Genomic DNA, 23,386 nt, shown 5'->3' with positions numbered 1-23,386 from the left:
ATGAAAGAGGTAAAGTGCGAGTGTGGACATATTAATCCAATCGGTACTGTTTTATGTGAATCATGCGGGAATCCTATTGCGGCTAAAGAGAAAAACTCTTCAAAGCTGCTTGATATGAGATATGACGGCAGTGCGAGACGCTCGCAAACATACAACAAAACGATTGTTGATAAAGTATGGAACTTTTTTTCTTCCGTTAAAGTGGGTGTGTGGCTGATTGTCATTACACTGTTCGCTTCTTCGCTTGGAACGATTTTTCCACAGGAGCGATTTATTCCGCCAGGTGCATCTGCTTCCACCTATTATGAAGAGCAATATGGGTCGTTTGGTAAGCTGTATTACATACTTGGATTCCATGATCTTTATAGTTCTTGGTGGTTTTTAGCTTTAGTCGCATCAATCGGAATCTCCCTTGTCATTTGTAGTCTCGACCGGGTCATTCCTCTTTATCGAGCACTCAAAAACCAAGGCGTTATCAAAAAAGAAGGCTTTATGAGAAGACAGCGTCTGTTCAGTGAGACAGACAAAACGTTAGATCAGCATACATATGAAGGCATCATGAGAGCAATGAAACAAAAGCGTTACCGCATGCGAGAAGAAAACGGACATATTTTAGCTGAAAAAGGCCGCTTTTCACGCTGGGGCCCTTACGTCAATCACATTGGATTAATCATCTTTCTCATTGGATCGATGCTCCGGTTTGTCCCAGGCATGTATGTAGATGAAACGCTGTGGGTCCGAGAAGGTGAAACGGCCCCAATTCCAGGCACAGATGGTCAATATTTCTTGAAAAATAATGCGTTTTCAATTGACCGTTATGAAACTGGAAATGAAAAAGAAGTGTTTGAGAATGCGATTGAAAGAGCTGGCGACGGTCAAGTGGTGAAAAGTTATAAAACCGATGCCACTTTATACAAACGTGAAGGGGAAGTTGTGTTTGGTGAAAAGCCCAAGCTGAAGCAGGTAACAGAACACGATATCAAAGTGAACGAACCGCTCAAGTTTGATCACTTCTCATTATATCAAGTGGATTTTAAACAAAATGAACTCGATCAAATGGTCTTTCAGCTGATTCGTAAAGATACAGAAAAATCTTTCGGAACAGTGAAGATTAATCTGCTGGAGCCTAAGTCAGAATATGATCTTGGTAGCGGTTACAAGGTCAAAGTGATGAGCTATCTCCCTGATTTTTATTTTGACGATGATGGAACGCCGAGTACGAAAACAAGGAATCCGAATAATCCTGCTTTCGTGTTTGAAATGGTTTCTCCTGAAAAGCCTAAAGGTGAAAAAAGCTTTGTGGCGATTCAAGAGACAGTAGAGGGCTCTGATAACAACCTATATAAAATGAAGTTTGATCGAGTGGAAACGAAAAACGTCACGGGATTGACGGTTAGAAAAGATTTAACTCTTTTGGTGCTCATCGTAGGCGGGATTATCTTCATGATTGGTGTCGTGCAGGGGATGTATTGGCAGCATAGAAGAATTTGGCTGTCTGCAAAGGATGGAAAAGTATTTGTGGCAGGACACACAAACAAAAACTGGTTTGGCTTAAAGGCTGATCTTGGCGTGATCCTAAGTGACAGTGGCATCAAACAGCCAGTTGATCAAAAAGAACTGCCTGATACAACAAGTATCAGCAAAAGCAAGGGGGAAGGATTAGATGGCGGCAGTCAGTGAAAACCTGTTATTTGCAGCTTTTCTATTGTATTTAGCGGCAGTTCCTTTTTTTGGTGGTGCCATTAAAGGAAAAAAGAAAGTTGATGGACCGCGCAGGAATAAGGCGGCACTTATCGGTATTACGCTCACTATCATCGGTTTTTTAAGTCAATTTGGCTATTTTATTTCAAGGTGGATGGCGTCTGGTCATGCACCAGTCAGTAATTTGTTTGAATTCACAACAGCTTTTGGCATGATGCTTGTGCTCGCATTCATCATTTTATATTTTGTGTATCAAGTGTCTGTACTTGGTTTATTTACACTTCCAATCGCTTTATTGATTATTGCCTATGCAAGTATGTTCCCGTCTGATATTTCACCGCTGATTCCATCACTACAAAGTAATTGGCTTTATATTCACGTGACAACAGCAGCACTTGGGCAAGCCATTTTAGCGATCAGTTTTGTGGCAGGTGTCATCTTCTTATTAAAGCATGTCGATCAAACAAAGCCAGGGAAGAAGACATTTGGTTTAGAGCTCGTCATGTTTATGATTGTTGTCACACTTGCATTTATCGCTGTCACGTCCATCTTTAGAATGACAGGATACGAAGCAAAATTTAATTGGATCGATAAAAATAAAGAGGAAAGTGTGATGGTCTATGAGCTGCCAGCTCTAGTTGGACCTCATAAAGGAGAGCTTGTGACGCAAGATCGTTTGGAACCGTTTGTTGATTTGCCGCCTGTTTTTTCAGGTAGAAAGGTCAATACGGTGTTATGGTCATTTGGCACGGGACTGATCATGTATGGGCTGATTCGGTTGATCATTCGCAAGCGACTGAGCGCTCTGCTTCAACCGCTTGTAAAGCAGGTGAACCTAGATTTAGTCGATGAAATTGGATATAGAGCTGTTTCCATTGGTTTCCCTGTATTTGCGTTAGGCGGGCTGATTTTTGCAATGATCTGGGCACAAATCGCCTGGACTCGGTTCTGGGGCTGGGACCCGAAGGAAGTATGGGCATTGATTACGTTTCTCTTTTATGCAGCATACCTTCATCTTCGCTTATCCAGGGGGTGGCATGGCGAAAAGTCCGCTTGGTTAGCTGTTATCGGATTCGCCATCATTATGTTTAATCTCATCTTTGTCAATCTTGTGATTGCAGGGCTTCATTCTTACGCGTAATCAAATGAAAAAGGCCAACTTTTTATGAATCGATTTGGCTTTTTGTTAAAATGAATGTAACAACGGAAAAAGCAGGAGGATTGTCTAATGGAACACACAACTCAAACGAAAATATTAGTCGTAGATGATGAGGCAAGAATTCGCCGCCTTTTAAAAATGTATTTAGAACGTGAAAATTATGAAATCGATGAAGCTGAAAATGGAGATGAGGCGATTCAAAAAGGACTCCAAACAGATTATGACCTCATTTTGCTCGATTTAATGATGCCTGGTACAGATGGGATCGAAGTGTGTAATCAAATTCGAGACAAAAAAGCGACTCCAATCATTATGCTGACGGCAAAAGGAGAAGAAGCCAACCGCGTGCAAGGGTTTGAGGCAGGAACGGATGACTATATCGTCAAACCTTTTAGCCCGCGTGAAGTTGTTTTACGTGTGAAGGCATTGCTTAGAAGATCTTCTCAAACGTCTTATCTCAATACTGGGACAACAACAAAGGATGTACTTGTGTTTTCTCATCTTTCAATTGACCACGATGCGCATAGAGTGACAGCTGATGGCAAAGAAGTCAGTCTCACGCCGAAGGAATATGAGCTTTTATATTTCCTTGCGAAAACACCGGATAAGGTTTATGACAGAGAAAAGCTGTTAAAAGAAGTATGGCAGTATGAATTCTTTGGAGACTTGAGAACAGTCGATACCCACGTCAAACGACTTCGCGAAAAGCTGAATAAAGTGTCACCAGAAGCTGCGAAAAAAATCGTGACGGTATGGGGTGTCGGGTACAAATTTGAGGTCGGCGCTGAATGAAACTGTGGAAAAGTGTCGTTGGAAAGCTATGGTTAACCATTCTCTTCCTCGTCCTGATCGTTTTATCTATTTTAACCGTGCTTCTTTTAGAGTTCATTGAGAATTACCATGTAGAAGAAGCAAAGTCAGATTTAACGCAAATGGCAAATAAAGTGGCGGTCATTTTAGAAAGCCACGAGGATCAATCACTCGCAAGGTCAATTACATCAGAGCTTGCTGACAAATTAACGAGTATTGCGATTATCCAAGAGGACGGGCTAGAATGGTACTCGTCTGAAAAAGACGGGAAGCTTCCTGCGATTACAAAGAAACAAATTGAAGCGGACAGTGATTTGAATCAAGCACTAAAATATCGTAAAAAAATCAGTAAACGTGCAGAACCAAATGCAGGTAATCATAAAGATGAACGAATTGTCGTCGGTGTTCCATTTGAGGCAAACGGAAAAAAAGGCATGGTCTTTCTTTCTCAATCATTACTCGCTGTAGAACAAACAACGAAGCATACGACGCGTTATATCTTCTTAGCAGCGGGAATTGCCATTGTTCTGACCACTATATTCGCTTTCTTCTTATCAACACGTGTCACCTATCCTCTCAGAAAGATGAGAGAGGGAGCGCAGGATCTGGCGAAAGGAAAATTTGATACAAAGATTCCTATATTAACGCAAGACGAAATTGGAGAACTGGCCATCGCCTTTAATCAAATGGGCAAGCAGCTTAAATTCCATATCACAGCCTTAAATCAAGAAAAAGAACATTTGTCCAACATTTTAAGCAGTATGGCCGATGGTGTCATCACCATCAATATTGATGGAACGATTCTCATGACGAATCCTCCTGCAGAACGATTCTTGCAGGCATGGTACTACGAGCAAAATATGAAGATCAAAGATGGAGATGAACTGCCGCCAGAAGCGCGAGAACTGTTTCATACAGCCGTCAGCACAGAAAAAGAGCAAATGATCGAAGTCACGCTGCAAGGGCGTACCTGGGTTCTTCTCATGTCTCCGCTTTATAATCAGCAGGATGTCAGGGGAGCAGTTGCGGTCCTTCGTGATATGACAGAGGAACGAAGACTTGATAAGCTGAGAAAAGACTTCATTGCCAATGTCAGTCATGAACTTCGTACTCCAATTGCCATGCTGCAAGGGTATAGTGAGGCGATTGTAGATGATATTGCAGGCTCAGAAGAGGAAAAGAAAGAGATTGCGCAAATTATCTACGACGAATCACTTCGAATGGGACGTCTTGTGAATGACCTTCTAGACCTAGCGAGAATGGAAGCTGGCCATATTACACTTAATCTTGAATCGACAGATACAGAAGAGCTGACCGAGAAGATTTACCGCAAGTTTCTCGGTATTGCGAAAGAAAAGCAAGTTGATCTCACATATGACATTCAAGTGGATGAACCGCACTTTGTACTCGATCCGGATAAGATTGAGCAGGTGTTTACGAATCTCATTGATAACGCCATTCGTCATACACCAGAGGGCGGGGAGGTTCACTTTTCCGTCCAATCAGTGGAGAACGGGCTGAAAATGGATGTAAAAGACTCAGGAAGCGGAATCCCGGAAGAGGATCTGCCATTTATTTTCGAGCGCTTCTATAAAGCGGATAAGGCAAGAACAAGAGGGCGTTCTGGTACTGGACTTGGTCTTGCGATTGTGAAGAACATCGTAGAGGCGCATCAAGGCTCCATTCATGCACATAGCAAAGCGGGTACAGGTACACACTTTACCTTTTATATTCCGAGAAAAAAGCAGGAACTCGTCTAATCCTGACGAAGAATCTTGTTACATGAGAAACACTTCTTTTCGAAAAAAAGAAGTGTCAGCGTGTAGACAAACCCTCGCATTCTTTGTCAGGTCTGCACTCCGGTGCTCACGAATGTCAAATTCGCTCCGCTCCGGTACTCGTCCTTCCTAGACTGCAAAGGTTTTCTATCACGCTGAAAAGAAGACAAAGGGCTAAAGTAAGGATCATTTTAGTCCTTTGTCAACAATAATCTGACACTTCTTTTCTAAAAAAAGAAGTGTTTTTTTATTTTCATATTTTTAAGGAGAAGTTAAACAAAAAGCCCTTCCCAAATTGTCGAATTTGTAATATATTTGTCATAAAGTTGTAATGTAACGTTTTGTAAGAGTCACTCGACAAAAATAAGTGAACGGAGGGGTTTCCTATGCATGAAACCTTTCAAAAAATATATGATTCGTACCACCAAGATTTGTACCAGTTTTTATTTTATATGGTTAAAGATAAAAATCAGGCAGAGGATCTCGTTCAGGAGGTTTACATTCGGGTACTTCACTCATATAAAACTTTTGAAGGAAGAAGCAGCGAGAAAACATGGCTGTTTTCAATTGCAAGGCATGTGGCGATTGATTGGTTTCGCAAACAGCAAACCATTAGACAACGGGTACTCGGCACGTTTGATTGGGATAAGCAGGATGTAAAGGACCCAGACTTGCTCCCAGACGAACTGGCCGTACAGGACGAAAATGTAAAAGAAATTTATGCCGCACTTGATCATTGTACGATTGATCAACGAGCTGTCATCATTTTAAGATTTATCCATGGCTACTCAATCATGGAGACGGCAAAGGCGCTAAAGTTCTCGGAAAGCAAAGTCAAAACAACGCAGCACCGAGGCCTGAAAGTGCTCCGAAAACATATGGAGCTTTTGAAGGAGGAGCTAGTGAATGAAAACGAACAGGTCCGATTGGAGCGAAGAACGAATCAAGGTGTTACTAAGTCAGCTTCCAAAGGTGGAGGACAACCGTTCCTCTAAGCAGATATATCAGCAGATGCTGATGGCAAGCGGGCAGAAAAAGAAAAGTGCCAAATGGATCGGTCCAGCAGTCGCAACCGTTGTAGTTTTATTTATGGCGTTTTTAATTTCTCCTCATTTATTTCAGCCGGCTGCTCAAGATCATCATCAGCAAATGAAAATGGAATCAAGAGCTGACAAAAGTCAGGTGAATGCCACATTAGAGGCGGTCAAACAGACTGATGGGCCCTCACACGTTGTTTCTCGTGAAGAACAGAAAAAGTATATGACCATTGCATACATAGATGAATCGACCTCTCAAGTGGTTCCAATTAGTATTGAAAAAGAGGGTGAGCATGATCATTTGCAGGATATGGTAAACACATATGAACAGGTGCAACTGCCTGAAATGACAAAACCTCTTCAATCTTATATTGATATGGTGGACCTTCGCGAAAAAGGGGATACACTGATTTTTCAATTAAAAAATGATTTGTCCCTTGATACGTTAAAAGAAGCCAACCGGTTTAAAGATATGGTAAAAGAAACGCTAAAATGGAGCAGGTATGAGCAGGTGCAAGTCAAGACAGCCAAAGGTTCTCACCTTCAATTAGGGGAAAATGGAAGCGTTGGAACGATATCGGTTGAAAAACAAACAAAGCACGCTTATTATGTTTTAGAGAATAAGAGCGGGACTTTTTTAGTTCCTTCAAAAGCGCATTATTCATCATTTGAAGATGCGGTAGAAGCCATGAAGCGTACAAGCGATGCCGGACTTGATCCATTAATTAAAGAAGAACCGATTAAAGAAGTAACCTCAAAAGGAAAACATGTGACCATCACGTTTGGAGCATCAGCACAATTATCGGACTCAATTGATCATATTCTACTCATTGAAGGTCTGCTGCTCTCAGCGAAAGATTTTGGTTTTACTGATGTCACCATTCAACAGGCAGGAATAGATCAAGTAGGGTCATATGAATTAAAAGAACCCATAGAGGTGCCGGCTCTGCCGAATCCAGTTGTCATAAAAGACCGTTAAAGGACGCAAGAAATTGCGTTCTTTTTTGATGTATAGAAAATAGCTTCCTTGCTGTATACTAAGCTGTCATAAAAAGAACCTCAAAGAAGGGGAGTCACTGATGAAAAGGTATTGCTTCATATGTGCCAGCTGTATTTTGCTGTTGATCTTTTCGCCTTTTGCTCATGCACAGGAAACAAGCGAATGGGTGGAGCCAGTAAAAGGAGAAGTCACGGATTTGTTTGGGACAAGAGGTGGCTCGCACAAGGGATTAGATATAGCTGCGCCAGAAGGAGAATCCATATTTGCTGCAAGTGAAGGTGTGGTCTCGCGTTCGTATGTATCTGTTACATATGGAGAAGTTGTGTTTATCCAGCATCCAAATGGATATGAAACCGTCTATGCTCATTTACACGAGCGTTTTGTTAAAAAGGATGACCATGTAGAAGCAGGACAGCCGATCGGCATTATCGGTAACACAGGGGCTTCTAGAGGCACTCATTTGCATTTTGAGGTGCACAGGGGTAATTGGTCGGTCAGCAAAGAAGATGCGGTAGATCCGCTCACGATCATCGCGATGGATCGTTTCCAAGAACCGGCTCTTCATGTAAACGGACATGAAAAAAATACATATCTCATTAAGCAAGGAGATACCCTTTGGTCGATTGCAAAGGCGCATGAGATGACTGTGGAACAATTGAAAAAAATCAATGAGCTTACTACTCATCTCATCCGAACGGGGGACCGTTTAATGATTTCAACAAAATAAACCTCATGCATTTGCATGAGGTTTACCCTTATTTTTATAGGTCGATCAAGCGGACAGAAAGAATATCTTGCACTTCGGTTAATTCTTTGACAATTTCGTCCTCAAGATGCTTGTCGAAAGAAAGCATCATGATGGCTTCGCCGCCTTTTTCTTTACGTCCTACCTGCATTGTCGCAATGTTGACATCATGGTCGCCTAATATCTGTCCAACCTTTCCAATCACACCAGGTGCATCAGTATGCTGGATGTAGACAAGGTGTCCATCTGGATAAAAATCAATATTAAATCCATTAATGGAAACAACGCGTTCACCTAAATGCGGGATATAGGTTGCTTTTAGAGTAAAGGTTGAAAGATCGCCTTTGACTTCAATAGAAATGCTGTTTTCGTAACCAGATTCGCTGGAAGAAATTTTTTCACTAAAGCTAATGCCGCGTTCTTTTGCCACCATTCCAGCATTTACTTCATTTACAGTCGAATCGACGCGTTCTTTTAAAAAGCCTGACAGGAGACTTTTTGTAATAAAGGATGTTTCGAGTTTTGAAATAGAGCCTTCGTAAGAGATGCTTACTTCTTTTACAGGTTCTCTCATTGATTGAGAGACAAGACGTCCGAGCTTTCCTGCAAACTGATGATAAGGCTGAATTTTTTTGAACTCGTCTTTTGTCATCGCTGGTAGATTAATAGATGACATGACAGGGAGTCCTTTTGCAAATTGAAGTACTTCTTCAGATACTTGCGCCGCTACATTTAATTGTGCTTCCTTTGTCGATGCACCAAGATGCGGAGTCGCAATGACGAGCGGATGGTCTACAAGCGGATTATCAGTAGGAGGCTCTACCTCAAATACATCGAGTGCAGCTCCTGCAACATGGCCGCTTTCAAGCGCTTCAAGAAGGTCAGCCTCGTCAAGAATTCCGCCGCGCGCACAGTTCACTAGGCGAACGCCTTTTTTTGTTTTTGCAATTGTTTCTTTATTGAGAAGCCCTCTAGTTTCTTTTGTTAATGGGGTATGTACAGTGATAATATCTGATACTTCGAGTACTTCATCAAGTGACTTGGCATTGACACCAATTTTTTCTGCACGTTCCTTTGTGAGAAATGGGTCAAATACGTTGACTGTCATGCCAAATGCTCTTGCACGCTGGGCGATTTCGCTTCCGATTCTGCCAAGTCCAACAATCCCAAGAGATTTTCCATAAAGCTCAGCACCAACATATGCGCCTCTGTTCCATTCTTTTGATTTCACAGAAATATTGGCTTGTGGAATATGACGCATAAGCGAAGAGATCATGGCAAATGTATGCTCAGCTGTGGAGATCGTATTACCGTTTGGTGCATTGATGACAATGACGCCATGCTTGGTCGCTTCATCAATATCAATATTGTCTACTCCCACACCGGCACGGCCGACAATTTTTAATGAAGTCATTTTTTCATAAAGCTCTTTGGTTACTTTTGTAGCACTTCTAACAAGTAAGGCATCAAATGTGTGTAATTCATCTTCTGCTTCTGTTACATTTTTTTGGACAATTTCAACAAAATCTGATTCTAAAAGTGGTAAAAGACCATCATTGCTCATCTTATCTGAGACTAATACTCGAAACATCGTAAGATTTCCTCCTAAAATAAACGTCATAAATATCTGATAATTTACCATATTCCTTTTCACCGTGTCAATCAAATTAAAGCAGTAAAGCGAAAAAGAAAACACGAACATTTCTTTGTGTATTTATAGAGAATGGACACCTTTAAACAAAAGATAACCAATTTTTGCGCATTTGTCATTATAATTTTTAAGTTTTTTCCGATTTCTTAAAACTGATGAAATTGCTCAGGATTTTTATCTGTACAAATGCTCATATATCATATATAATGATGTCGAATTGAATAATGATCAATCTTCGGGGCAGGGTGCAATTCCCTACCGGCGGTGATGAGCATAGTCTCTAAGCCCGCGAGCCTTTTTGGCAGGATTCGGTGTGATTCCGAAGCCGACAGTATAGTCTGGATGGGAGAAGATGGAGGTTCGTAAACGTTGAAAACATGGTTTTTCACACGTTTATTTGTCTAGCCCAAATTCCCCGCTCCTGTTTTCATGAGCGGTTTTTTTGTGGCTGAAATTGAACAATCCTCTTTTCGAAAGATTTGATCGAAAAGGAGAGAGAATATTGAATCAAAGTAAAGTAAAACGTTTAGTCGTCACCAGTATGCTCAGCAGTATTTCGTTCGTGTTAATTTTATTGGATTTCCCTTTCCCAGGGCTTCCAGCGTATTTGAAAATTGATTTCAGTGATATACCAGCCATTATTGCGATTTTAATTTATGGGCCGGGTGCAGGAATTGCCGTTGAGGCATTAAAAAATGTTCTGCATTATCTCATTCAAGGCAGTATGTCTGGTGTTCCAGTTGGGCAAGTCGCGAACTTCATTGCAGGCACATTATTCATCTTACCAGTCGCCTTTATGTTCAAAAAAATTAAATCAGCAAAAGGGATGGCATGGTCAATGATCATCGGTACATTACTGATGACTGTGATGATGAGCATTTTAAATTACTTCTTATTCCTGCCAGCTTACACATGGTTTTTAAACGCACCTGAACTATCTGATCATGCGCTCAAGACGACCATTACAGCAGGGATCTTACCTTTTAACTTTATTAAAGGAATGATCATTACCATCGTGTTTAGCTTCATTTTTGTGAAAATGCGTCCATGGTTTGAAAATAAACGCCGACTTCAAAATAGTTAATATAAAAAAAGCCCCTGCATAAGGGGCTTTTATACTATTCATGCTTAAGTGGGTCACCCTCGAAAGATTCGTCCGCAACTTTGATTGAGTCAGTTGGACATCCTTCAAATGCATCAAGCATATCTTCTTCAAGTACTTCTGGAACTTCTACAGTCCCTTGGTTGTCGTCAAGCGTAACAAATGCAATGCCTTCATCATCATAATCATAAATGTCTGGAGCAGCTGCACCGCATGCGCCGCAAGCAATACATGTGTCTTTGTCTACAATTGTATATTTTGCCATGTTAAAAAAATACCTCCCAGATAGTTCGATGGAACACATGGTTTACCCTTTTTAGTTTCACCGATAAAAAACAATTTCCTCAAACCTTATTGTAATGATTTTAAATTCACATTTCAACTGTTAAGTGATTGAGAATGCTTATCACATAAGGGTTTGTTCATAACTTTCCCTCATAAATTGAGTTTAAACATTTCTTCTTGTATGAAATCTGTTAAAATAAAGGGAGAAAATATTCGAATTTTGTCAGGAAGACAGGTGCTTGGATGAATGACTCTTCATTATTTGGATGTCATGTTAATGGACAGCGTATATAAATTGAACGGCGAACGCTCCATTAGTGCTGTCTACCATCTTTTTAAAGGAAAAAAATCATCACAAACCATACAGGATGCCAGCTTGTTTGAGCTTTCCAGGTACTTCGGTTGTTACCCAGGGTTTACGAGGAATCAGCTGAATCGTTCTGCTTTAAAGCTTGAAGAGAAGCACTACATTAGAAAAAATGATGAGACATTCAGCATCACTGAAGCAGGGCAGCGAATGCTAAACCAGCATTTTTCTGAAAAACCGATGCCCACTTATTTTCATGGTGCCAAATATCATGATAAAGCAAAGATGCTATGGATGAGGCTCTCTTTACTTGTACAAGTGCTTTCTCACCATATGGCTGGATCGCATCAATATGTTCCAATACAAAGAGATGTCTCGGTTCAAAGCTGGACGAAATCTTTCTTGAAACAGCATCAGCAGAAAAGCAAGCTTTCAGAAGGTCTGCATCATGAACTAGAAAAGCTCCTTGTTTGCCTAAGTGATCAAGAGGCACTGATTTTTGTTTACTCATTGACCTCAAATGAACGAATCGGACGTACATATCAGCAAATGGCTGAGTGGATGAAAGAAGATGTGTGGTATGTGTACCTGCTTTTTTGGAATGTACTCCATTATTTTATTCAATCTGCCCAAAAAGGTGAGGCACCGATTTTGCAGCAGCTCGTAGGTGACCTTGAATTCAAACGCGTGTTAACAACTTCTACCCATAAAACACTTGAGCTTGTCCAAAAAGGATTTGATATTGAACAAATGGCTCACATTCGTTCATTAAAAAAGGCAACGATCGAAGATCATATCGTGGAGCTGTCGATACATGAGCCAAGCTTTTCAATAGATCCATATGTGAGTATAGAAGAGCAGCGGGTGATTCTTGCTGTAGCCAGAGAGCTTCAAACAAATAAAATGAAGCTGATTAAAGAAAAACTCGAGCATCCATTTACTTATTTTCAAATACGATTGGCACTGACAAGGATGGTGAAAGCAAATGGATAAGCTTCATCAGACGCTCATGCGCTACTTTGGACACGACACATTTAGAGCAGGTCAAGAGGACATTATTCAAAGTGTACTGCATCAAAAAGATACGGTTGCCATGCTGCCTACTGGTGGAGGGAAGTCACTTTGCTATCAAATTCCTGGCTATATGACAGAAGGGTTAGTTCTGGTTATTTCGCCGCTTTTATCGCTTATGGAGGACCAAGTCGAACGAATGAAAATGCGCGGAGAAAAACGAGTGGCGGCGCTTAACAGCACATTGTCTTTTCAGGAGAGGCGACATATCATTCGGCGTTTGCCATCATATAAATTTCTATTTGTCGCACCTGAGGCATTAATGTCAGAAGTGCTGCTAGAACAGCTCAAGTCGATACGTATTGGTCTGTTTGTCGTCGATGAAGCGCATTGTATATCAGAATGGGGGCATGATTTCCGTCCTGAATATTCAAAGCTCGGAGAATGGAGAGAAGCATTAGGTCATCCTGTGGCTTTAGCTCTTACAGCAACAGCAACGAAACAAACGCTAAAAGATACAGTGCAAACGTTAAGATTACAGCATCCAGACTTTCATATTCATTCCGTCAACCGTCCGAACATTGCCTTAGTCAAAGAAGCGCACGAAACGAAAGAAGCAAAAGAGAAACGAGCCATTGAGCTTGCGGATTTCCTGCAAGGACCAGGCCTTATTTATTGCCCGACCCGGCAAATGACAGAAGAACTAGCACTCTGTATGAAACAAAAAACCAATCAGCGTGTTGAGTTTTATCATGGCGGAATGGATGCAGGAGACCGTATGCTCATTCAGCAGCAATTTATCAGCGGTCAGCTTGATCTCATTTGCTGCACGAGTGCTTTTGGAATGGGAATTGATAAAGCGGATATCCGATTTGTGATTCATATGAGCCCGCCGCAATCGATTGAAGCGTTTATGCAAGAGATTGGAAGAGCGGGAAGGGACGGGGAAAACAGTGTGAGCATTCTTTTATATACAGAAGAGGATGCAGATATTCAGCAACACTTGATCCAAGCAGAAGGCTTTGACGATCCAGAAATTGATTTCTACTTAGCCCAACTGACACAAGTGCAGACAAATGATGAAAAAAAATTACGTGAACAATTGATGGAAACAGGGCTTCAGGAGACGCGTGCAAGAATGCTGACGCATTATTACATGATGCATGAGTCCGAACAGCGCCCGGCAATCCTCATGAATCTAAAAGAAAAATTGCAGGACAGACAAACAGAAAAGCTGAGAAAAGTGTGGCAATTTAAAGAGCGGATCATGGATCATGACTGCTTTAGACAATCGCTGTTATCATACTTTCACGAACAGCTTGATCAAACAGAGCGCGCGTCCTCTGATAATTGCTGCTCTTCTTGCGGACTGAACCTGTCTGATTATGAAAAAAAAGAACAATCATTGGAGCTGAATGAAATGAAACACTGGAAGACCGTACTGGATCGTATGTTTCATCTGAAAAAAGAGGCGCAGCATTGATTGAACAACATCGCCGAATCATTGAAAAATTAACCGATCGACAAGTCGTAGAACAGCTGTATTTCACGCAGCTGCTCATGCTTATCGTTTCTTTTTTACTAGGCATATTTATGTTCGATCAATGGACGGATTTTACAGCTCTTTGGCAGATTCATGATATGCGCATTGTGACTTATGGAATTGGCGGTGCTTTGCTCGTCATTATTGTGGATGCGATTGTCATGAAGGTGTTTCCCGCTCATATGTATGATGATGGCGGTTTAAATGAAAAGATGTTCAAAAACCGAAGCATCCCGCATATTGTTTGGTTAGCACTTCTCATCGCCTTTTCAGAGGAAATACTATTTCGCGGAATCGTTCAACAGCAATTTGGGCTGGAGATTGCCAGCATCGTGTTTGCGCTTCTTCACTTTCGCTATTTATCAAAAATACTCTTGTTTATCCTCGTCGTTTCCATTAGTATTTTTTTAGGACTTTTATACGAGTGGACGGGGAATTTATTTGTTCCTGTCATGACTCATTTTGTCATTGACTTAGTCTTTGCTTGTCAAATTCGTTTGAAATATAAGGGGAGGGATGAACATGGAAGAAATGTCGAGAATGCAGAGAAAGAAGGAGCAGCTGACAAACAACCATGACGATGATGTAGAGGAAATTCTTGAAGAAAAAGTACATCCTTCTGATGACTCTCACTTTCCTACACGAGAAGACTTTCATGAATATAAGAAGAAGCGTACGAAAAAAGTGCGCAATCCTTTGTTTACGACATTGGCTATTATCTTTCCTATCATCGTCATCACTGTTTTCTTTCTATTGATCTACTACACATCAAAGGAAATCAACGATAATAACAATCAAGGTGTATACATTGATAAAACCTCAAGTGCTGACACAGACCCAGTTCCGTCAGCACTTGTCGAAACAAAAAATGACGGAGGCGCTGATAAAGCGGATGCGTCTGATGAAGAGAAGAAAAAGAAAGATGAAGAAAAAGAAAAGCAGCGATCAAAAGAAAAAGCAGAGCAAAAGAAAAAAGAAAAGACTGCTAAAGAGAAAGAAGAGCGTGAAAAAGCCGCAGCAGCGAAAAAACGTGAGCAGCAGCAGCTCGCCCTGCAAAAACAGCAAGAAGAGAAAAAACGAAAAGAAGCCGAAGAGAAAAAGAAGCAGGAAGAAAAGCCAGTTCGTGTCGTACAGCACACTGTTGGCCCAGAGGAAAACCTGTATCGAATCTCGATGAAATATTACAAAAACCGATCGGGTGAAGAGAAAATTAAAGCCTATAATCATTTAAATGGGAACAGTGTATACAGCGGTCAAGTACTCAACATTCCATTGGAAAACTAATTACCTGACATGAACGAATGAAAAAGCACATACATATGTAGAAAAAAGGGACAGGGTGTATGTGATGACATTGCACGCAATCAGCCGCTATATGGATCAGCCGACACAGAAAATGATGGAAACGTTGATCAAAAGAAAGCACAAATATGAGGGCTTTGCTAAGCAGTGCAAAAGATGGCAATGGACAGCCCTTTTGTCGCTGGCGATTCTTTTGTTTTATTTTGTGGTAACGGCAAATAAGGGAGGCTCGCTTCAGCCGGAAGCGATGATTGCAACACTGCTTGGTCATGAGGTCTTTCTATTTTGGGTGATGGCCGAGGTGTTTGCTTTTTACGCATCTTATTACTATAAGAAAAAAGAAGAAAAGGCTGAGGATGAATATCATCGGCTTAGATGTGAGATTATACAAAAAAGCACAGACTTATGGCCGCAATCAGACCAGTGGAAAGAGCGTGAAGCGGTATTTCACTATATGCAGCAGCAATATGACATTAATCTCTATTATGAAAGTAAATAATGTGAAAAAAGACGTTTTAATAGTTGAAACGTCTTTTTTCATTCAAACGTCTTATGAACGACACATATGCAAGGGAGCCATTTATGATGAAATATGCCATCGGATTTACTGCCGCCATTGCGGCTGTTACAACAGGTGTGTGTGTGACGGCAAAAATGGTGAAAACGGCAAAACAAAACAACATCAAAAAGCATTACTTTACAATAGAAGCACTTCAATCAGATCGACCAGCAGTGATTTTCTTTATTTCTGATACACACCGGCGACTTATTAGTGACTCATTATTAGCGGAAGTCATACAAGAAAAACCGGATGTCATTATGATAGGCGGCGACTTAGCAGAAAAAGGTGTACCCTACGCTAGGATTGAAGAAAATGTGAAACGTTTATCAAAAATTGCGCCCGTTTATTTTGTTTGGGGAAATAATGATCATGAGCTGCACCAGCAGAAGTTTAAAGAGATTCTTCATGCTTGCGATGTCACGACTCTGCAAAATGAAACGGCTGTGTGGGATTTCGAAGGCCAGCCAATCAAAATTGGAGGCATCGATGACATTCGGCTTGAAAAGGCGGATTATGAAGCGATACGATCTAAGTTTGTGAAAGATGACGTGAATATTCTCTTATCACACAACCCAGATGTACATCATTTGATGAGTGAAGAAGAGGGTATCGACCTTGTTCTGAGCGGTCATACGCATGGAGGTCAGATCCGAATTGGGAAATTTGGTCCGTATGAAAAAGGAAGAACAGGTCAGGTCAAAGGCGCATTTTTTCTCATTAGTAATGGCTATGGAACAACAAAGATTCCAATGCGTCTCGGGGCAGAACCAGAAACGCATCTAATCTATTTAATGCCTGTAAAAACGCGATGACTTGCTGCACCCTCAATATTTTCCATAAAAGTCACCGTAAGCATAGCTTCATGCTTGTCTTCCGTCTTGACACAGTGTAAACTGAATACAAAATTAAGAACCTATGACTCATCATCTCATATACTACAGTATGATGTGTGTTTAGAAGAGGCAGGAGGGAACGTTATGCGACTGGAGCGTCTGAATTATAATAAAATCAAAATTTTTCTCACACTAGATGACCTGACAGACCGGGGTCTTACGAAAGAAGACCTTTGGAAAGATACCTTCAAAGTCCATCAGCTGTTTAAAGACATGATGAACGAAGCGAATCAGGAGCTCGGTTTTGAAGCGAATGGACCGATTGCTGTTGAAGTATTTTCTCTTCAGGCGCAGGGGATGGTCGTCATTGTCACAAAGAGTCAGCAGGAAGATGCTGATGATGATGAGTTTGATGAAGATTACATTGAGATGCAAGTCAAGCTCGACGAGAGTAATCATGTGCTCTATCAATTTGCCTCGTTTGAAGATGTGATTCAACTGTCCCATAGTTTAAGTCGCATTGGACTTTTAGGGGGTACAGTTTACCATTATGAAGGTCAATATTTTCTCAGCCTAGATGATTTTGAAGAACTGTCTGCTGATACCGTCATTTCCATTTTAGCGGAGTTTGGTTCTCCTACGACATTAACGATTCATCGGCTAAAAGAATACGGAAAAGTGATCATGCAAGATGATGCAGTGAAAACGATTCAAATGTATTTTTAATCACTTTTTTCTATTATATTTAATACTGTTGTGATGAAACAACAGTATTTTTTTATATCCTTTTTTATATTTATAAACACTGATATTTTATTTTGATAAAAAACGTTTTTTACCTTTGCTTTACCAGTACGAAGGTGTATACTATTGCTTGAAAGGGAGCAGTAGATCATGAAAGATTTCTAGGGGGTTTATTTTAATGGCAGCCGATCAAAACGCCGCTCATAACGCAGAAGATAAGCTAGATGTTTTAAAGTCAACTCAAACCGTCATACATAAAGCGCTAGACAAATTAGGGTATCCGCAAGAAGTGTATGAATTGCTGAAGGAGCCAATTCGTCTATTAACGGTCAAAATTCCAGTACGGATGGATGACGGATCAGTGAAAATTTTCACTGGTTACCGCGCACAGCACAATGATGCTGTCGGACCGACAAAAGGCGGTATTCGTTTCCACCCGAACGTTACTGAAAAAGAAGTAAAAGCGCTTTCAATTTGGATGAGTTTAAAATGTGGTATTGTGGATCTTCCTTATGGCGGAGGAAAAGGCGGTATTATCTGTGATCCAAGAGAAATGTCATTTAGAGAGCTTGAAAAACTAAGCCGCGGCTATGTTCGCGCAATCAGTCAAATCGTTGGTCCAACAAAAGATGTACCAGCACCAGATGTGTTTACAAACTCTCAAATTATGGCATGGATGATGGACGAATATTCTAGAATTGATGAATTTAACTCGCCAGGATTTATTACAGGAAAACCAATTGTTCTTGGAGGGTCACACGGACGTGATACTGCAACAGCAAAAGGTGTGACGATCTGCATCAAAGAAGCGGCGAAGAAAAAAGGAATTGACATTAGCGGAGCACGTGTTGTCGTACAGGGATTCGGAAATGCAGGAAGCTACTTGGCTAAATTCATGTATGATGCCGGAGCGAAAATCGTAGGGATTTCAGATGCTTACGGCGGGTTATACGATGAAGATGGTCTTGATATTGACTACTTGCTTGACCGACGTGACAGCTTTGGAACCGTTACTAAATTATTTAACGATACCATTACAAACCAAGAGCTGCTTGAGCTCGATTGTGATATCTTAGTACCTGCAGCCATTGAGAACCAAATCACTGAAGATAACGCGGCAAACATTAAAGCCAAAATTGTCGTAGAAGCAGCAAATGGTCCAACGACACTTGAAGGAACAAAAATTCTTTCAGATCGAGGAGTACTGCTTGTCCCAGACGTACTTGCGAGTGCGGGTGGTGTAACGGTTTCTTACTTTGAATGGGTGCAGAATAACCAAGGGTTCTACTGGACTGAAGAGGAAGTCGAAACTCGTTTAGAAGATATGATGGTGAAATCATTTAATAATATTTATGAAATGGCGCAAAACCGCCGCATCGATATGCGTCTTGCTGCGTATATGGTCGGCGTACGTAAAATGGCTGAAGCTTCTCGATTCAGAGGCTGGATTTAAGCGGCTTATTTGCATCGCGCCCCAAAATCTCCTATCCTTAAATAGGAGATTTTTTTATGGAATGGAACAAATCATCAAACAGCTAGCAATTGTTATTGTATTGAAACGACAGGAGTGGAACAAATGAAACAAGAAAAAGCGATCATAATAGGAGGCGGCCCTTGCGGATTATCAGCTGCCATCGCATTCCAGCAAATCGGAATTGATGCACTTGTCATTGAAAAGGGGAATGTCGTTAACAGTATTTATCATTACCCAACACATCAAACCTTTTTCAGTACAAGTGAAAAGCTTGAGATTGGTGATGTCGCTTTTATTACTGAAAATCGCAAGCCCGTTCGTATACAGGCGCTTTCTTATTACCGAGAAGTAGTGAGACGAAAAAGCCTGCGTGTACATGCCTTTGAAAAAGTAAACGCTGTGACGAAAAAAGAGGGTCATTTTACCGTGAGCACATCAAAAGACGACTATTCATGTGATTATGTCGTGATTGCTACTGGCTACTATGATCATCCAAACTATATGAATGTCAAAGGAGAAGACCTTCCTCATGTGTATCATTATTTTAAAGAAGGACACCCATACTTTGATAAAGATGCGACCGTGATCGGCGGGAAAAACTCAAGTGTCGATGCAGCGCTAGAACTTGTGAAATGCGGAAGCAGAGTCACTGTGCTGTATCGAGGAACTGAATATTCGTCTAGCATCAAACCTTGGATTTTACCAGAGTTTGAAGCGCTTGTGAGAAATGGAACCATTCGAATGGAGTTTGGAGCGCAGGTGAAGGAAATCACAAAAGAAGAGGTGATTTTTACAAACCAGCAAGAGCAAACGGAGCGAGTGAAAAGTGATTATGTTTTTGCCATGACAGGCTATCATCCAGATCATTCTTTCTTAGAAAAAATGGGTGTGACAATTGATCAAGAATCAGGCCGTCCAGCATTTGATGAACAGACGATGGAGACAAACGTAGAAGGTATTTTCATTGCAGGAGTCATTGCAGCTGGAAATAATGCCAATGAAATTTTCATTGAAAATGGGAGATTTCATGGGGGGCTTATTGCAGAAGAAATCAACAAAAGAATGAACGGATAAAAAAGAACTGGATCCTTACAAGGGATTCGGTTCTTTTTTTATATAAAATGGGATTATATAGAAGAATATTTTCATAAAAATGGGCTCGAGTCATATAAAAAAAGGGTAAATCATGGTACGATAATGAAGGATAATGTAGGGAAAGAGGTCTGGTTATGATCGCAATCATCTCAGCAGGTTTAGCTCCCGGCATCGCACTTTTAAGTTATTTTTATTTGAAGGATCAGTACGACAATGAGCCAGTTCACATGGTCATCAGATCTTTTATGCTAGGTGTCATACTTGTGTTTCCAACCATGTTTATTCAATATGTCCTTCAAGAGGAACATATCGCAACGAACCCTATCTTGATTTCATTTGTGACGTCGGGCTTTTTAGAGGAATCTTTAAAATGGTTTATTTTAATGGTCAGCGTCTATGCGCATGCCCAGTTTGACGAACACTATGATGGGATTGTATATGGAACAAGTGTCTCACTTGGTTTCGCAACACTTGAAAATATTCTTTATTTGGTCGGTCATGGGGTTGAATATGCGTTCACCCGTGCTTTATTACCCGTCTCAAGTCATGCTTTATTCGGTGTTGTGATGGGGTTTTATATCGGGAAAGCCCGCTTCTCTGATAAAAAGGAGCAGCGCAAATGGCTGATCCTTTCTTTAACGCTTCCTGTGCTTTTTCATGGCCTGTATGACTTCATTTTGTTAGGGATGAAAAATTGGGGATATATCATGTTGCCATTCATGATTTTTTTATGGTGGTTTGGCCTGCGAAAAGCAAAAAAGGCTCGTTCAGTGAAAATGGTGCAAATTTAATGTGGAAAACGTCCTATCAGTTGATAGGGCGTTTTTTTTGTTTTCATCCAATTCTCTCCTGTGATGAATGTATAAAAATAGGGATCGGAAGAAATATATATTCAAACATCAAAAGTACAGGAGGATCAAATATGGACAAAGCTCGTTTCATGAAACAAATCGTCCTTATCTTCTCAATCGTTCTACTCGCAACTTCACTGATGTCAGCTGAAAAAAGTGAAGCCTTCACCAGTCAAGTCATCCAGCGAGGTGCAACAGGAGAAGATGTAGTCGAGCTGCAAGCACGGCTCCAATACAATGGCTTTTACAATGGCAAGATTGATGGTGTATATGGCTGGGGGACGTACTGGGCCGTTCGCAACTTTCAAAGCCAATTTGGTGTAAAGAAGGTCGACGGACTTGTAGGTAAACAAACAAAAAGCCTATTAGTTCAAAAGACAAAATACTATAAAGACTTTGTTCAGCAGCAGCTGCAAAAAGGGAATCAGTTTACCCATTATGGCGGGAAGCCTCTTGATCAGCAAACAAAAGCTCCTGCGCAAAGAAGCTCACAGAAAAAGACAGCTCAAGGTGCAAAAGAGAATCAAAAAAGTCAAAGCGGAGGAAGCGGGGCATCTGGAAAGTCTGGGAATCAGTCAGGCAATCAGCAAGCAAGTCAAACACCGAAACAAACTGCAGCGAACATGCCAGGGGGATTTTCTAGTAATGACATTCAGCTCTTATCGCAAGCAGTTTATAGTGAAGCTAGAGGCGAGCCGTATGAAGGACAGGTGGCGATCGCTGCCGTTATCTTAAACCGGTTGAACAACCCGACTTTTCCAAATACGATCGCAGGTGTTATTTTTGAACCGCTTGCGTTTACAGCTGTGGCGGATGGTCAATTTTATATGTCGCCAAATGACACTGCAAAAAAGGCTGTGTTTGATGCCATTAACGGCTGGGACCCATCTGAGAGCGCCGTCTATTACTTTAATCCTGATACAGCAACCAGTCCATGGATTTGGGGAAGACCACAAATTAAACGAATCGGGAAACATATTTTCTGCGAATAAAAAGAGGTGTAAATAAATGATCAGAGGAATATTGATTGCCATTTTAGGAATTGCTGTCATCTCAACAGGTTATTGGGGCTATAAAGAGCATCAAGAAAAAGACGCAGTGCTGCTGCACGCAGAGAACAACTATCAAAGGGCTTTCCACGATTTAACGTACCAAGTGGATCAGCTGCACGACAAACTTGGGGCAACGCTTGCGATGAACAGCCAAACGTCGATTTCACCAGCACTTGCAGATGTATGGAGAATGTCATCAGAAGCTCATAACAATGTGAGTCAGCTTCCGCTCACATTAATGCCTTTTAACAAAACGGAAGAATTTTTGGCGAATGTCGGAGACTTTAGCTACAAATCATCAGTCAAATCCTTATCAGATGAACCATTAAACAAAAATACGCACAAAACCATTACGTCTTTATATCATCAAGCGGCTGATATCCAAAACGAACTGAGACAAGTACAGCATCTCGTCCTCAATAAAAATTTAAAATGGATGGATGTTGAAATGGCGCTTGCTGATGGTGACCGAAAGAATGATAACACCATCATTGACGGGTTGAAAACAGTCGAGAGAAATGCAGATGCATTTGCAGATGTTGATCTCGGTCCGACAAATGTGTCGACAGAATCAGAAACACGCGGCTACAATCATTTAAAAGGTAAAAAGATCTCAAAGAAAGAAGCGATACGCATTGCCCAGCAATTTGCACCTGATCATAATCAACATTTTAAGGTGAGAAAAAGCGGAAGCAAAACCAATCGAGATGTGTACAGCTTATCGATGTCAGATCCTGATAGTAAAGCGAATTTCTATTTAGACTTGACCGAAAAAGGAGGACACCCAGTTTACCTTCTTCAAAATCGTGACGTAAAAAAACAGAAAATCAGTTTAAATGATGCATCAGAAAAAGCTCTCAGCTTCTTAAAGAAGCAAGGATTTGATGAAGAGTCGTTTCATTTAGATGAAAGCGCGCAATTTGATAATATCGGTGTATTTACCTATGTACCTCTTCAAAAAAATGTACTGCTTTATCCAGATAGTATACGCATGAAGGTTGCATTAGACGATGGTGAAGTGGTTGGATTTTCAGCAAAAGACTATTTAACGAATCATAAAACAAGAGACATAAAAGCACCTAAAATCTCACAAAAAGAAGCGGAGAAAACATTGAATCAGCATGTAAAAATTGAAGATGCTCATGTAGCGATTGTTCAAAACGACATGTCAGAGGAAGTTTTATGCTATGAGTTCCTTGGAACCATAAAAAATGATACGTACCGAATGTTCATTAATGCGGATACTGGAAATGAAGAGCGAGTAGATAAACTAAAAAACGCAGAACCTATATATAAAGACCTATAGAAAAGGAAGTGAGGAAAAGGCGAATAAGCCTTTTCCTT

Annotated in this window: 22 protein-coding genes and 1 riboswitch; of the genes, 20 read left to right on the top strand and 2 right to left on the bottom strand. The window is 40.9% G+C overall.

The genetic code is table 11. The features are described 5' to 3' along the window. The 7 genes from resB (at position 1) to C6W21_RS06435 (ending at position 8,212) form a co-directional block, all read left to right on the top strand. Entirely contained in the window at positions 1-1,680 is a 1,680-nt protein-coding gene (gene resB, locus C6W21_RS06465; RefSeq protein ID WP_106049699.1) for a cytochrome c biogenesis protein ResB, read from the top strand. Then, positions 1,664-2,842, top strand: a complete 1,179-nt coding sequence (ccsB, locus tag C6W21_RS06460) for a c-type cytochrome biogenesis protein CcsB (protein ID WP_106049698.1) — start codon at positions 1,664-1,666, stop codon at positions 2,840-2,842. Before resB ends, ccsB begins: the two co-directional genes overlap by 17 nt. A gap of 87 nt (positions 2,843-2,929) precedes the next feature. Further along, the gene (locus tag C6W21_RS06455; protein WP_003215596.1) at positions 2,930-3,652 is read left to right on the top strand and encodes a response regulator transcription factor; all 723 of its coding nucleotides are present in this window, start codon (positions 2,930-2,932) and stop codon (positions 3,650-3,652) included. Continuing rightward, positions 3,649-5,430: an ATP-binding protein gene (locus tag C6W21_RS06450; RefSeq protein WP_106049697.1), complete on the top strand. Its 1,782-nt coding sequence runs from the start codon at positions 3,649-3,651 to the stop codon at positions 5,428-5,430. The genes C6W21_RS06455 and C6W21_RS06450 overlap by 4 nt, the downstream gene beginning before the upstream one ends. A 404-nt stretch (positions 5,431-5,834) precedes the next feature. Then, positions 5,835-6,443: an RNA polymerase sigma factor SigX gene (sigX, locus tag C6W21_RS06445; RefSeq protein WP_106049696.1), complete on the top strand. Its 609-nt coding sequence runs from the start codon at positions 5,835-5,837 to the stop codon at positions 6,441-6,443. Further along, the gene (locus C6W21_RS06440; protein WP_106049695.1) at positions 6,355-7,464 is read left to right on the top strand and encodes a sigma X negative regulator; all 1,110 of its coding nucleotides are present in this window, start codon (positions 6,355-6,357) and stop codon (positions 7,462-7,464) included. The genes sigX and C6W21_RS06440 overlap by 89 nt, the downstream gene beginning before the upstream one ends. Before the next feature lie 100 nt (positions 7,465-7,564). Further along, the gene (locus C6W21_RS06435) at positions 7,565-8,212 is read left to right on the top strand and encodes a M23 family metallopeptidase (RefSeq protein ID WP_106049694.1); all 648 of its coding nucleotides are present in this window, start codon (positions 7,565-7,567) and stop codon (positions 8,210-8,212) included. A gap of 34 nt (positions 8,213-8,246) precedes the next feature. Here C6W21_RS06435 and serA read toward each other — a convergent pair whose 3' ends face one another. Further along, positions 8,247-9,821 (bottom strand): phosphoglycerate dehydrogenase, encoded by a 1,575-nt coding sequence (serA, locus tag C6W21_RS06430; RefSeq protein WP_106049693.1) that lies wholly within the window; start codon positions 9,819-9,821, stop codon positions 8,247-8,249. A 287-nt stretch (positions 9,822-10,108) separates the two neighbouring features. Continuing rightward, positions 10,109-10,239, top strand: a riboswitch (FMN riboswitch). 144 nt (positions 10,240-10,383) lie between these two features. On the opposite strand from serA, the gene fmnP reads away from it, so the two are divergent. Next, on the top strand, positions 10,384-10,965 hold the full coding sequence (gene fmnP, locus C6W21_RS06425) for a riboflavin transporter FmnP (protein ID WP_034661112.1): 582 nt from the start codon (positions 10,384-10,386) through the stop codon (positions 10,963-10,965). A gap of 34 nt (positions 10,966-10,999) precedes the next feature. Here fmnP and C6W21_RS06420 read toward each other — a convergent pair whose 3' ends face one another. Continuing rightward, positions 11,000-11,248 carry a ferredoxin gene (locus tag C6W21_RS06420; RefSeq protein WP_003215700.1) on the bottom strand — a complete coding sequence of 83 codons (249 nt, stop codon included), beginning with the start codon at positions 11,246-11,248 and terminating at the stop codon, positions 11,000-11,002. Positions 11,249-11,515: 267 nt separating this feature from the next. Between C6W21_RS06420 and C6W21_RS06415 the strand changes: the two genes are divergently transcribed. The 12 genes from C6W21_RS06415 to ypeB all read left to right on the top strand — a co-directional run bounded on the left by C6W21_RS06415 (position 11,516) and on the right by ypeB (position 23,348). After that, the gene (locus C6W21_RS06415; protein ID WP_106049692.1) at positions 11,516-12,568 is read left to right on the top strand and encodes a YpbB family protein; all 1,053 of its coding nucleotides are present in this window, start codon (positions 11,516-11,518) and stop codon (positions 12,566-12,568) included. Further along, complete coding sequence (locus C6W21_RS06410) at positions 12,561-14,069, top strand: RecQ family ATP-dependent DNA helicase (RefSeq protein ID WP_106049691.1); 1,509 nt, start codon at positions 12,561-12,563, stop codon at positions 14,067-14,069. Before C6W21_RS06415 ends, C6W21_RS06410 begins: the two co-directional genes overlap by 8 nt. Further along, positions 14,066-14,707, top strand: a complete 642-nt coding sequence (locus C6W21_RS06405; RefSeq protein WP_106049690.1) for a CPBP family intramembrane glutamic endopeptidase — start codon at positions 14,066-14,068, stop codon at positions 14,705-14,707. The genes C6W21_RS06410 and C6W21_RS06405 overlap by 4 nt, the downstream gene beginning before the upstream one ends. Beyond that, positions 14,652-15,413, top strand: coding sequence for a LysM peptidoglycan-binding domain-containing protein (locus C6W21_RS06400; RefSeq protein WP_106049689.1), 762 nt, complete (start codon positions 14,652-14,654; stop codon positions 15,411-15,413). Before C6W21_RS06405 ends, C6W21_RS06400 begins: the two co-directional genes overlap by 56 nt. Before the next feature lie 64 nt (positions 15,414-15,477). Further along, on the top strand, positions 15,478-15,930 hold the full coding sequence (locus C6W21_RS06395) for a DUF2663 family protein (protein WP_106049688.1): 453 nt from the start codon (positions 15,478-15,480) through the stop codon (positions 15,928-15,930). A gap of 86 nt (positions 15,931-16,016) precedes the next feature. Further along, positions 16,017-16,805, top strand: coding sequence for a metallophosphoesterase (locus C6W21_RS06390; protein ID WP_106050217.1), 789 nt, complete (start codon positions 16,017-16,019; stop codon positions 16,803-16,805). A 165-nt stretch (positions 16,806-16,970) separates the two neighbouring features. Further along, entirely contained in the window at positions 16,971-17,552 is a 582-nt protein-coding gene (locus C6W21_RS06385; RefSeq protein WP_106049687.1) for a genetic competence negative regulator, read from the top strand. A gap of 196 nt (positions 17,553-17,748) precedes the next feature. Continuing rightward, positions 17,749-19,023, top strand: coding sequence for a Glu/Leu/Phe/Val family dehydrogenase (locus tag C6W21_RS06380; RefSeq protein WP_106049686.1), 1,275 nt, complete (start codon positions 17,749-17,751; stop codon positions 19,021-19,023). A 123-nt stretch (positions 19,024-19,146) separates the two neighbouring features. Continuing rightward, complete coding sequence (locus tag C6W21_RS06375) at positions 19,147-20,118, top strand: YpdA family putative bacillithiol disulfide reductase (protein WP_106049685.1); 972 nt, start codon at positions 19,147-19,149, stop codon at positions 20,116-20,118. Between the two features lie 155 nt (positions 20,119-20,273). Beyond that, complete coding sequence (gene prsW / locus C6W21_RS06370; protein WP_106049684.1) at positions 20,274-20,930, top strand: glutamic-type intramembrane protease PrsW; 657 nt, start codon at positions 20,274-20,276, stop codon at positions 20,928-20,930. Positions 20,931-21,130: 200 nt separating this feature from the next. Next, positions 21,131-21,982 carry a spore cortex-lytic enzyme gene (gene sleB, locus C6W21_RS06365; RefSeq protein ID WP_411266024.1) on the top strand — a complete coding sequence of 284 codons (852 nt, stop codon included), beginning with the start codon at positions 21,131-21,133 and terminating at the stop codon, positions 21,980-21,982. A 16-nt stretch (positions 21,983-21,998) separates the two neighbouring features. Next, entirely contained in the window at positions 21,999-23,348 is a 1,350-nt protein-coding gene (ypeB, locus tag C6W21_RS06360) for a germination protein YpeB (RefSeq protein ID WP_106049682.1), read from the top strand. The last annotated feature ends 38 nt before the right edge of the window (positions 23,349-23,386 follow it).

Source organism: Bacillus sp. NMCN1, from assembly GCF_002998085.1.
Classification (GTDB): Bacteria; Bacillota; Bacilli; order Bacillales; family Bacillaceae; genus Bacillus.
The sequence above is the reverse complement of the archived record's forward strand: the minus strand, read 5'-3'. Positions and strand labels throughout refer to the sequence as shown.

Excerpts from the sequence above, each read along its gene's own strand:
- resB (WP_106049699.1), top strand. The coding sequence starts at position 1 with ATGAAAGAGGTAAAGTGCGAGTGTGGACATATTAATCCAATCGGTACT.
- ccsB (WP_106049698.1), top strand. The coding sequence starts at position 1,664 with ATGGCGGCAGTCAGTGAAAACCTGTTATTTGCAGCTTTTCTATTGTAT.
- C6W21_RS06455 (WP_003215596.1), top strand. The coding sequence starts at position 2,930 with ATGGAACACACAACTCAAACGAAAATATTAGTCGTAGATGATGAGGCA.
- C6W21_RS06450 (WP_106049697.1), top strand. The coding sequence starts at position 3,649 with ATGAAACTGTGGAAAAGTGTCGTTGGAAAGCTATGGTTAACCATTCTC.
- sigX (WP_106049696.1), top strand. The coding sequence starts at position 5,835 with ATGCATGAAACCTTTCAAAAAATATATGATTCGTACCACCAAGATTTG.
- C6W21_RS06440 (WP_106049695.1), top strand. The coding sequence starts at position 6,355 with ATGAAAACGAACAGGTCCGATTGGAGCGAAGAACGAATCAAGGTGTTA.
- C6W21_RS06435 (WP_106049694.1), top strand. The coding sequence starts at position 7,565 with ATGAAAAGGTATTGCTTCATATGTGCCAGCTGTATTTTGCTGTTGATC.
- serA (WP_106049693.1), bottom strand. The coding sequence starts at position 9,821 with ATGTTTCGAGTATTAGTCTCAGATAAGATGAGCAATGATGGTCTTTTA.
- C6W21_RS06420 (WP_003215700.1), bottom strand. The coding sequence starts at position 11,248 with ATGGCAAAATATACAATTGTAGACAAAGACACATGTATTGCTTGCGGC.
- C6W21_RS06415 (WP_106049692.1), top strand. The coding sequence starts at position 11,516 with ATGACTCTTCATTATTTGGATGTCATGTTAATGGACAGCGTATATAAA.
- C6W21_RS06410 (WP_106049691.1), top strand. The coding sequence starts at position 12,561 with ATGGATAAGCTTCATCAGACGCTCATGCGCTACTTTGGACACGACACA.
- C6W21_RS06400 (WP_106049689.1), top strand. The coding sequence starts at position 14,652 with ATGGAAGAAATGTCGAGAATGCAGAGAAAGAAGGAGCAGCTGACAAAC.
- C6W21_RS06395 (WP_106049688.1), top strand. The coding sequence starts at position 15,478 with ATGACATTGCACGCAATCAGCCGCTATATGGATCAGCCGACACAGAAA.
- C6W21_RS06390 (WP_106050217.1), top strand. The coding sequence starts at position 16,017 with ATGAAATATGCCATCGGATTTACTGCCGCCATTGCGGCTGTTACAACA.
- C6W21_RS06385 (WP_106049687.1), top strand. The coding sequence starts at position 16,971 with ATGCGACTGGAGCGTCTGAATTATAATAAAATCAAAATTTTTCTCACA.
- C6W21_RS06380 (WP_106049686.1), top strand. The coding sequence starts at position 17,749 with ATGGCAGCCGATCAAAACGCCGCTCATAACGCAGAAGATAAGCTAGAT.
- C6W21_RS06375 (WP_106049685.1), top strand. The coding sequence starts at position 19,147 with ATGAAACAAGAAAAAGCGATCATAATAGGAGGCGGCCCTTGCGGATTA.
- prsW (WP_106049684.1), top strand. The coding sequence starts at position 20,274 with ATGATCGCAATCATCTCAGCAGGTTTAGCTCCCGGCATCGCACTTTTA.
- sleB (WP_411266024.1), top strand. The coding sequence starts at position 21,131 with ATGTCAGCTGAAAAAAGTGAAGCCTTCACCAGTCAAGTCATCCAGCGA.
- ypeB (WP_106049682.1), top strand. The coding sequence starts at position 21,999 with ATGATCAGAGGAATATTGATTGCCATTTTAGGAATTGCTGTCATCTCA.